The organism is Allobacillus halotolerans, from assembly GCF_018967645.1.
Lineage (GTDB): Bacteria > Bacillota > Bacilli > Bacillales > Alkalibacillaceae > Allobacillus > Allobacillus halotolerans.
In genome coordinates, this window is sequence record NZ_JAHLZF010000002.1 from 243,522 (window position 1) to 253,150 (window position 9,629).

A 9,629-nucleotide genomic window follows, 5' to 3' on the forward strand; every position below is an offset into this window, starting at 1 on the left:
GAATTCTCCTTCTCTATGAAATGACTTATTGATCTAGTAATGGGATATGAACACCTTTTTCACGTGCCGTCTTCTCCGCTAATTCGTAGCCTGCATCGACATGACGCGCAACACCCATCCCTGGGTCTGTCGTCAATACGCGTTCCAGTCGTTGTTCCGCTTCTTTCGTTCCATCTGCGACAATGACCATCCCGGCGTGTAACGAGTAGCCCATTCCGACGCCGCCTCCATGGTGTACACTTACCCAGGTCGCACCGCCGACACTATTAATCAGTGCGTTTAAAATTGGCCAATCAGCGACCGCGTCACTACCATCTTTCATACTCTCTGTTTCACGATTTGGCGATGCGACTGAACCGGAATCTAAATGGTCTCTACCAATTACAATCGGAGCTTTCAATTCGCCGCTCGCCACCATGTCATTAATGATTTTTCCGAAACGGGCACGTTCGCCATAACCTAACCAACAAATGCGTGAAGGAAGCCCTTGGAAGCTAATCTTTTCACGCGCCATACGAATCCAATTGCAAAGTGATTCGTTGTGACTAAACTCCTTTAAAATGACTTCATCTGTTTTATAAATATCTTCCGGATCTCCCGATAAAGCCACCCAGCGGAACGGCCCTTTTCCTTCACAAAACTGTGGTCGGATATAGGCGGGAACGAAGCCTGGGAAATCAAAGGCGTTTTCAACACCTTCATCTTTAGCTACCTGACGGATGTTGTTTCCATAGTCAAAGGTAATCGCACCTTTCTTCTGCATATCGAGCATCGCTTCTACGTGTTTTGCGATGCTTTTTCTAGAAAGTTCAGTGTACCTTTCAGGATTTTCATTTCTTAATTGATTGGCTTTGTCTAATGTCAAGTCTGTTGGAACATAACCGTTTTTCGGGTCATGGGCAGACGTTTGGTCTGTCAGAACATCTGGAACAAACCCTCGCTCAATCATTTCAGGTAAAATTTCCGCTGCATTGCCTAGTAAGCCAATGGATAACGCCTCACCACGCTCACGAGCATTTTTTGCCAGTTCAAGCGCATCGGATAAATCTTCGGCTTGTGTATCAAGATATTTTGTTTCGATTCGGCGGTCGATCCGGTGCTGATCAACTTCGACTGCAATACATACCCCTTGGTTCAACGTCACCGCGAGCGGTTGGGCTCCTCCCATACCACCTAATCCAGCAGTAAGCGTGATTGTTCCTTGTAAACTACCATTGAAGTGCTGACGCGCACATTCAGCAAACGTCTCATACGTCCCTTGAACGATTCCTTGACTGCCGATATAGATCCAGCTTCCTGCCGTCATTTGCCCATACATCATTAATCCTTTTTGATCTAACTCATTAAAATGCTCCCAGTTCGCCCAAGCGGGAACCAAATTGGAGTTTGCCAGCAAGACTCTCGGTGCATTTTCATGAGTTTTGAAAACGACGACAGGCTTGCCTGATTGAATGAGCAGTGTTTCATCATTCTCAAGCTGCTTCAGCTCTTTCACAATCGCGTGGTAACTATCCCAATTTCTTGCCGCCTTACCGATTCCTCCATAAACAACAAGCTCATCCGGGTTTTCGGCAACTTCTGGATTCAAGTTATTGTTCAACATGCGCAATGCCGCTTCCTGAAGCCATCCTTTCGTATGTAGCTCTGTCCCTTGAAATTGCTCAACTGCCGTTTTATTCATGGACTCAATCCTCCCGTTACGTTATTTAAAGCGTTTTCATTTTTTCCAAGAATCCATTCCTGCCATCACTTCTGCCACTAAATAAGACGCCAGACGAACCGTTTGCTCATCATGGTCAAGCGTTGGATTAACCTCAGAAATATCAAAGCTCAATAAATTTTTCCTTCTGGAAATATGATGCAATAATTTTTTCACCGTTTTCGGATCCATACCTGTCGGCGAAGGAGCACTGACACCTGGCGCGGATGAAGCAATAATCGAATCGGTACATAGCGTTAAAATGATATGGTCAAATCGATCTGAAAATGTATCAATTACATTAAACGTATCTTCAAAATTGTTATGCTCCAGCTCTTCTTCTAGCACATATTCGCAATCTAATTGATCTGCTGTATGAAACAATGCCGGTGTGTTACCGAATCGTTGAACGCCTAAGCACAAATAACCCGCTTTTGGATCCTGCTCCAATATTTGACGAAACATTGTGCCTGATGAAGGTTCCGCGTCATTGCGCAAATCAAAATGTGCATCGATATTGATGATTCCTAGCGATTGATCTGCTCCAAGATATTTTCTTGCCCCTAAGTAATGACCGTATAACGTTTCATGACCCCCACCTAAAATAATTGGTGTCCCATGACTTCCGAGTAACTTGGCCACTTGATTACCTAAAGAGGATTGTGCTTCTTCCAAATCACGTCCTTCACACACGACGTTCCCTACATCGATAAGCTGTGTATTGAAATGATTCGGGATTTTAGCAAGATGTTTACGAATTGCATCCGGCGCTTTCGAAGCCCCCTGTCGGCCTTTATTTCTTCGCACACCTTCATCACTCTCAAAACCGATGAAAGCAAAGTATGGGTCGCTATCTTGCAATTGGTCTACGCTCATCTGCTCAACGACTTGGTGTAATCTGAAACTGTCTGGGTTCTCATGACTGTCAATTCTCCCCGTCCAGAGATCCTCCTCTGCTCGCATGCTGCGTAATTCTCCTTTCAAACTCAATTTCAGAATATATTTACTATTGTAATTAGTGTAATTTATTTGTGATATAATTGCTAATACATATTTTCTATATTTCGATAACTTTTAACTATAGGTGGTGAAAAAGTAGAAATGGATACGAGACAATTACGCTATTACGTTGCACTTATTGAAGCTGGTACCTATACAAAAGCTGCCGAACAGCTACATATCTCTCAACCATCATTAAGTGCGACAATCAAAAAACTTGAAGAGAGTGTTGGGTTAACGTTGATCAATCGAGGTTCGCGGAGTTTGCAACTGACCCATGAAGGTAAAATATTGTACGAGGAGGCACGTCGATTTCTTCAACATTTTCAGCATGTAACCGATGAAATGGAACGATTGAAACAACAAGGACCGTTGGAAATTTCCATCGGTTTAATCGAATCGACGATCTTTTTCGTACCTGAAATTCTTAAGCAGTTCAAACAGGAATATGAAGAGGCAAAAGTTAGTTTGATGGAAACATTAAGTTTGTCGGATGTCGAGAAAGCTTTATACAACTTTGATATTCACCTCGCCATAACAAACCAGAACATTTTTCAAAATGATATTGAAACATTGCCAATCTATGAGGAAAAGCTCGTAACACTTATCCCTTCAGGACACCGGTTGGCTAATAAGCGCACAATTCAATTACATGACTTAGAAAATGAAAGCTTCATTGTTTGCAAAGAGGGTTTTCAAACACGACAAGACATTTTGAATGCGTTCAATCGAGCGGGCGTCCAACCAAATATTCAATTTGAGATTGAACGATTCGAAACAAGCTGTAGCTTAGTTGAGAAAGGATTGGGCATCACTGTCGTTCCTGAAAACTATGTCACCTACTCAAAACATACAAATTTAGTCGTCAAATCGCTTGCGGAAGACAATATCTCACGGACAGTATACTTAGCTTATGTAAACAATCGGTACATGCCACCGATTGTGAAACGATTTATTGAAATGATTGAAACGTACTTTAAATAACTCTTATTCTTTTTTTAAAAGGTCTTTGATGACGGATGCCTAACTCTTGTGCTTCCTTGCGTGTTTGTATACCAAGCACCAATCTTTAATAGCATAAAAACACCCCAAAAAGTTGAATTAACTTTTTGGGGTTTGCTCAGCTTATTCTCCAATTTACTGCTTTGAGTTTATTTTTGAAACGATTAAATATAATACAGCTGTTACGACAATGGTAGGATATACGGCTCCAACTGTTTCTGCAAATAAAGGTAATGGATTAATCACCAAGTAGAAAATGACACCAACGAGCCAAACAAAAATAGCCCGTAGATTTACGCCTTTAAAATACCAATATTTACCACCTTTAAGTTCCAATTGATTAACTTCATATTTTCGCTTACGTACGAAGAAATAATCTGTAAGCAAAATACCCAACAAGGCAGCTAGCGCCATGCCGATATAATCAAGAAACATCATAAATGTATCGAGGAAACTCGCCATGTACAAAGGAATCAACATGAGAAAACCAGCAAGAATCGTCACTGCCCAAACCGAATGCAATGGTTTGATTTTCTTCGTTACATTCGTAATTGAAATTCCCGCAGCCATCAAGTTAACAACGTTTGTTGTGACACAGGCTACGATAATCATGACCAACGCTACCCAGCCAAGACCTAGATTACTAACAAGTGAACTTGGGTCTGAGTTGTCTGGATTAAATTCACCAGTCGTAATTGCAGCTCCAACTGTTGCCACGACACCGACGAAAACAAACCAAATCAATGCAGTCGTTGCACCTAATAGAGGTGCTGCTGTTGCAGCTTTTGGCGTTCGGGTATATCTCGTGAATTCAGCAATCCCCAATACCCATGCCAAACTAAAAGCGGCCATGACATCCACCGCTGTACCGATCGGCATACTATGCTCTGCCGGTGGTGTCCAGTCCAAAATTTCAGTCAATGAATGCGTTTGGAAAACAATCCACGTAATCCAAATCCCTAAAACCATAATAATGGCGATACCAATACGTTCTACAACTTTAATTGACTGTCTACCTAAAGAAATTGCAATCAAGTTCAATACACTCATAATGATAATGCCTAAAATCATCGGTCCGGTACTTCCGGGTTCGCCATAAGCTGCCCAACCGAATAAATCACTGAAAATGAAACTCATCGATATGACTGCAATGAACGTATTCACGACAGCCCATCCTAAAAAGACAATCGTATTTAAACTTGTTGGCAATATACTTCCTTTGATCCCGAAAGCAGGTCTTGTCAATGCCATTGTTGACACACCAATTTTATATCCCATTAACCCGACAATCGCAAGAATGACATAGGCAATTGGGTTGGCAACCAATGCGACAAGAATCGCTCCGCCAAAGGCAGCACCAGCCACCGATCCACCTAAGTACCAGGAAGCGTTGTTGGAATTGGCACCAATCCTTGAACTACTCCCACCTAAACGCTAGCGCGTTTTGAGGAGGGAGATTCCTGGGTCATCCACTCTATTGAGCGGAAATAATCAGGCTATCCCCGTAGTCCCTACGGTTATCGGATTAAAACCATAGAGGCGTTTCGCCTCTTTTTTAATATTTTGGGCAGCGTTAATATCCCGGTCGTGTTTTGAACCACAATTTGGGCAAACCCATTTGCGAACGGTCAGGTTTTTAACGTTAGTATTTTTGTATTCACAGCTAGAACAAAGTTGGGAGGAAGGATACTTATTGTCAACTTGAACTAATTCACTGCCGTACCACTCTGCTTTGTACGTAAGCATTGTGACAAATTCTCTCCAAGAAGCATCGCTAATGGATTTTGCTAGATTCTTGTTTTTGAGCATATTGGACACACTCAAATCTTCGATGCCGATGAGATCGTAAGTTTCAACTAATTCACGAGATAGTTTATGAGCAAAATCTTTTCTAGCGTTAGCGATCTTTTCGTGAATACGAGCAATTTTCGTTTTTTGCTTACGCCAATTGGCCGAACCAATGGTTCGGCGAGATAGCGTTCGTTGCGCACGGATTAATTTATGTTCGAGATGTTTTAAGTGACGAGGATTCTTGGCTTTCGAACCATCGCTCAAAACAACAAAATCTGTTAATCCTAAATCGATGCCAGTGCTTTTGTTTGTATGATTGCGCTTATACTCGTTAGCTTGTTCAACTAAAATAGAAACAAAATATTTACCCGAAGCGTTCTTTCGAACGGTTACGCGTTTAATTGTGCCTTCGACATCTCGACTTTTAGCGAATCGTACCCATCCGATTTTCGGTAATTTAATTTTATTGTCATCTAGCTGTATATTATTGTTCACCATTTTCGTTGTGTAACTTTTGATGTCATTCTTTTTGTTTTTGAACCTAGGAAACTTGTTTTGTTTCTTAAAAAAACGTTGGAACGAATCATCTAACTGTTCGATAGACGCTTGTAATGCGATGCTATCAACGGATTTTAACCACGGAAACGTTTTTTTAAGACTAGGAATTTCTTTCATATAATGCGTTTTCTTAAACGAGGAACCCGTGGTTTTTACGTCAAACAAAGCTCGGTTGAACAGAAAGCGTGAACAACCGAAGGTTTTATTAATCATATTTTGCTGGACTTTGTTCGGATAAATGCGAAATTTATAAGCTTTTTTGATAACCAACGGTTGTTCACTCCTTTTTTTGTTTTGTCTGTTTATATTATATAATATTTCTAAACAAAAGAGAACGTTCGTTCTTGGTTTTAGCTAAATTTCGGCATTCATCTCCCAGCTAAAACGCTGTCGCGTTTTTGAGGAAGGAGTCTTCTGCCGTCTAATGATAAAAACACCATATCCCAAAAACCCATATCTCTTTGACTCATCGGTACTTCATCTGTTGCATGATACTCTACTGATTCTTTATCTAATTCAACTTGATTCGGTCGAGGTTCTTCTTCTTTACTAGCTAACACACTTCCACTCCCTTAGTTTTACAGTTACATATTTTTTATTTTCGAGAAAACTTCTCTCATATTATCCGGTGAAAATTGTAATTGATCAGGCGCTGCCGTCTCCCAAAGTTGATAATCTTCGCCATTTAATTTTCTTTGAAGCTGTTTCGTTTTAAAGATCTTCATATCGTAAATCCAATTCGCCATCATTAATATCGAAGCCATATGTGCGCCCTCTGTAGTTGTGCCACACATATCTTCTACAATATTAATTTGATAATCACGATAATAAGCATCGAGCGCTGTACCAAGGACACATACATCCGTCAGTACTCCACCAATAATCAAATGCTCAATACCCATTCCTTTTAACATCAGATCTAAGTTCGACTCATAAAATCCACTATATCTATATTTATCAATAACGATGTCATTTGATTCCGGTTTAATCTGGTCCAAAATCTCAATTGATTCCGTCAGTGAATGATAGTAGGTAGGTGTTCCATCTTTGTTAAGAGGTTCGTCGTTGGCAAGTCCAATAGAATCTCCGCGGTTAATGTGGCGCGTGTAAATAACGGGGATATTTTTCTTCCTGCAACTATCGATTAGATTTGCTGTATTTTGTACAATGTCATCCATTCCGATGACATCAGAAGTTCCACCTTCTTTTTGCATATCGATAAGCAACAATGCTGTTTTGTCGTTCTGCAAGTGACTTTTTCTCCTTCCATATTCGCTTAATAAAAAACTATTATTGCTAAACGTTTTTTTCACATAGTTAACATAATATCGTAAAATTCTTTCCGACTCAACATGGATTTCTTTATTTTTAGATAATTTTAAATTATTCTTAAGTAAATTCAAGCATGTCATAGCTATTTGTAGAAAAAAATTATGGAACATTGAAAAATGCCGTTAAACGTCGATAAACGGACCTTAACTGTTGATAAAACGATCCCAATTGTCGATAAACGCTCGCTGACTGTTGATAAAGAGATTCTAACTGACGATAAATGCTCGCTGACTGTTGATAAAGCGTTCCTGACTGTCGATAAACGCTCCCTAACTGAGAGCGTATAGATTTTTGTGTAAATGGTCATAACTGCTAATAATAAAAAGGAGATGATCATTTATGCAAGGATATGAAGAAAAGACGGTAAAGGACTTAGCTCGCGAATGTAAATCAGTGGATGACATTATTGAAATGATGAAATCTTTATTCAAGGAAACCCTACAATTAGTTTTCGAAGCTGAAATTGAAGACCATCTTGGATATTCTAAACATAATGTTCTGGGAAATTACACAGGGAACAGTAGAAATGGCTACAAGCCCAAAAATATTAAAACAAAGTTTGGTAACATTCCGTTGGAAATTCCAAGAGATCGGAACGGTCAATATGAGCCCCAAATTGTTAAGAATTACGAGACATCGATTAATGGTTTAGAAGAGCAGATAATTGCGCTTTATTCCAAAGGAATGTCTACTAGAGATATAGAGGCACACATCAATGATATATATGGCGTTGATGTTTCTCCAAGCCTCATTAGTAAGATTACTGATAAACTTTTACCTCAGATTTCAGAATGGCAGTCTAGACCATTAGAGCGCGTGTATCCTATTGTTTATTTAGATGCTATTCACTTTAAAGTGAAACACGAAAACCGAATCATCAATAAAGCTGCATACACAGTTTTAGGTATTAACTCAGAGGGCTACAAAGATATCTTAGGTATTTGGATTGGTGAAAATGAAAGTGCTAGCTTCTGGTTAAGTGTATGTACAGAACTTAAAAGCCGAGGAGTCGAAGACATCCTGATTGCCTGTAAGGACGGTCTTTCCGGCTTCTCTGAAGCCATTCAAAGTACATTTCCGCAGACTCATATTCAGCTTTGCGTTATTCATCAAATTCGTAATACAACAAAGTATGTGGCTTCCAAACACAGAAAAGAGTTTATGAATGATTTAAAAAAAGTTTATAAAGCTTCAACACTTGAACAAGCTGAACTTGGATTCGACAACGTGAAAGAAATATGGGAATCGAAATACCCGAAAGTCATTAAATCTTGGGAAGAAAATTGGTTAGAGCTTACTGCATACTTTTCCTATCCAGTTGAGATCAGAAAAATTATTTATACAACAAATACAGTGGAAGGGTTTCATCGACAGTTAAGAAAAGTAACTAAATCAAAATCAGCTTATCCGACGGATAATTCATTGAAGAAAATTATATATTTAGCGACTATGGATGTAATGAAAAAATGGACTGTACCTATTCCAGGTTGGTTAGAATGTGAAGGTCAATTTAAAATCATTTTTGAGGGTCGGCTTTAAAATACTTTTAATGAAATTTTAAGTTCCGTATGTTGGGCTATCGCCCAAGAGTTTTTCGCATTTGTCACCCAAAGGAGAAAAAGAGAGCTGTGCGCTCCCCTTTGGTATGACCCCTCGGGTGCTCAGGGTGCTCTCCAGCATTGCCTTATCCCCCCAGAGGGTACTATGCAGTATAAACTACCATCGAAAAAGTTATGCATTTACACAAATTAATTTACACTCCCCCCTAACTGTTGATAAAGCGTTCCTGACTGTCGATAAACGCTCCCTAACTGTTGATAAAGCGTTCCTGACTGTCGATAAATGTGCGCTTCACTGACCATTGATGAAATAATCACGTGAAGAAGTTTATAAAGTTTGTTGAGAACATAGGATAGATAAGGTTTTACTTTGAACTACCCGTCACTTAACAACCTTATGGTTGTTTGAAGTGGGGGATTCCTAAGAACACCAGCGTAACCGCCAGTTATTGATTAGGCTATCTCCGTAGTTCCTACGGTTAGAAGTCTTATGGCTTCGTTTTTGATATTTTTACTTGCGTTAAGATCTCGATCGTGATGTTTCCCACAATCATTACAGGTCCATTCACGTAAGGCGAGATTCTTAACTTCTTGATTGCGGTAGCCACAGTATGAGCACAGCTGGCTTGAAGGGAAGTTTCTCGCAACGGTTATGACCTTCTTACCATACCACCTGGCTTTATATTCAA

10 protein-coding genes are annotated in these 9,629 nt (G+C 39.9%); 3 read left to right on the plus strand and 7 right to left on the minus strand.

Going from position 1 to position 9,629, the window contains the following annotated elements:
- Positions 1-25: 25 nt before the first annotated feature.
- Entirely contained in the window at positions 26-1,681 is a 1,656-nt protein-coding gene (gene hutU, locus KQ486_RS02875) for a urocanate hydratase (RefSeq protein WP_186278610.1), read from the minus strand.
- Between the two features lie 36 nt (positions 1,682-1,717).
- The gene (hutG, locus tag KQ486_RS02880) at positions 1,718-2,662 is read right to left on the minus strand and encodes a formimidoylglutamase (RefSeq protein WP_216686733.1); all 945 of its coding nucleotides are present in this window, start codon (positions 2,660-2,662) and stop codon (positions 1,718-1,720) included.
- A 138-nt stretch (positions 2,663-2,800) separates the two neighbouring features.
- Here hutG and KQ486_RS02885 point away from each other — a divergent pair, with 138 nt between their 5' ends.
- Positions 2,801-3,682, plus strand: a complete 882-nt coding sequence (locus tag KQ486_RS02885; RefSeq protein ID WP_216686734.1) for a LysR family transcriptional regulator — start codon at positions 2,801-2,803, stop codon at positions 3,680-3,682.
- Positions 3,683-3,835: 153 nt separating this feature from the next.
- Here the strand turns inward: KQ486_RS02885 and KQ486_RS02890 are convergent, their stop codons facing one another.
- The 4 genes from KQ486_RS02890 to KQ486_RS02905 all read right to left on the minus strand — a co-directional run bounded on the left by KQ486_RS02890 (position 3,836) and on the right by KQ486_RS02905 (position 7,299).
- The gene (locus KQ486_RS02890; protein WP_216686747.1) at positions 3,836-5,110 is read right to left on the minus strand and encodes a cytosine permease; all 1,275 of its coding nucleotides are present in this window, start codon (positions 5,108-5,110) and stop codon (positions 3,836-3,838) included.
- Positions 5,111-5,191: 81 nt separating this feature from the next.
- Positions 5,192-6,319 carry an IS200/IS605 family element RNA-guided endonuclease TnpB gene (gene tnpB / locus KQ486_RS02895; protein ID WP_216686735.1) on the minus strand — a complete coding sequence of 376 codons (1,128 nt, stop codon included), beginning with the start codon at positions 6,317-6,319 and terminating at the stop codon, positions 5,192-5,194.
- Positions 6,320-6,417: 98 nt separating this feature from the next.
- Entirely contained in the window at positions 6,418-6,609 is a 192-nt protein-coding gene (locus KQ486_RS02900) for a hypothetical protein (RefSeq protein WP_216686736.1), read from the minus strand.
- Between the two features lie 24 nt (positions 6,610-6,633).
- Positions 6,634-7,299, minus strand: coding sequence for a cysteine hydrolase family protein (locus tag KQ486_RS02905; RefSeq protein WP_246569116.1), 666 nt, complete (start codon positions 7,297-7,299; stop codon positions 6,634-6,636).
- Positions 7,300-7,497: 198 nt separating this feature from the next.
- Here KQ486_RS02905 and KQ486_RS02910 point away from each other — a divergent pair, with 198 nt between their 5' ends.
- A complete protein-coding gene (locus tag KQ486_RS02910) occupies positions 7,498-7,668 on the plus strand; it encodes a hypothetical protein (RefSeq protein WP_216686737.1) in 171 nt (56 codons plus the stop codon).
- A 52-nt stretch (positions 7,669-7,720) separates the two neighbouring features.
- Positions 7,721-8,920, plus strand: coding sequence for an IS256 family transposase (locus KQ486_RS02915; protein WP_216686738.1), 1,200 nt, complete (start codon positions 7,721-7,723; stop codon positions 8,918-8,920).
- 473 nt (positions 8,921-9,393) lie between these two features.
- Here KQ486_RS02915 and KQ486_RS02920 read toward each other — a convergent pair.
- Positions 9,394-9,629: zinc ribbon domain-containing protein (locus tag KQ486_RS02920; protein ID WP_216686739.1), on the minus strand; the 236-nt coding region annotated here is incomplete at its 5' end.

Bases quoted from the DNA above. Each gene is read 5' to 3' on its own strand.
- KQ486_RS02915 (WP_216686738.1), top strand. From the start codon at position 7,721: ATGCAAGGATATGAAGAAAAGACGGTAAAGGACTTAGCTCGCGAATGT.
- KQ486_RS02910 (WP_216686737.1), top strand. From the start codon at position 7,498: ATGCCGTTAAACGTCGATAAACGGACCTTAACTGTTGATAAAACGATC.
- hutG (WP_216686733.1), bottom strand. From the start codon at position 2,662: ATGCGAGCAGAGGAGGATCTCTGGACGGGGAGAATTGACAGTCATGAG.
- KQ486_RS02885 (WP_216686734.1), top strand. From the start codon at position 2,801: ATGGATACGAGACAATTACGCTATTACGTTGCACTTATTGAAGCTGGT.
- hutU (WP_186278610.1), bottom strand. From the start codon at position 1,681: ATGAATAAAACGGCAGTTGAGCAATTTCAAGGGACAGAGCTACATACG.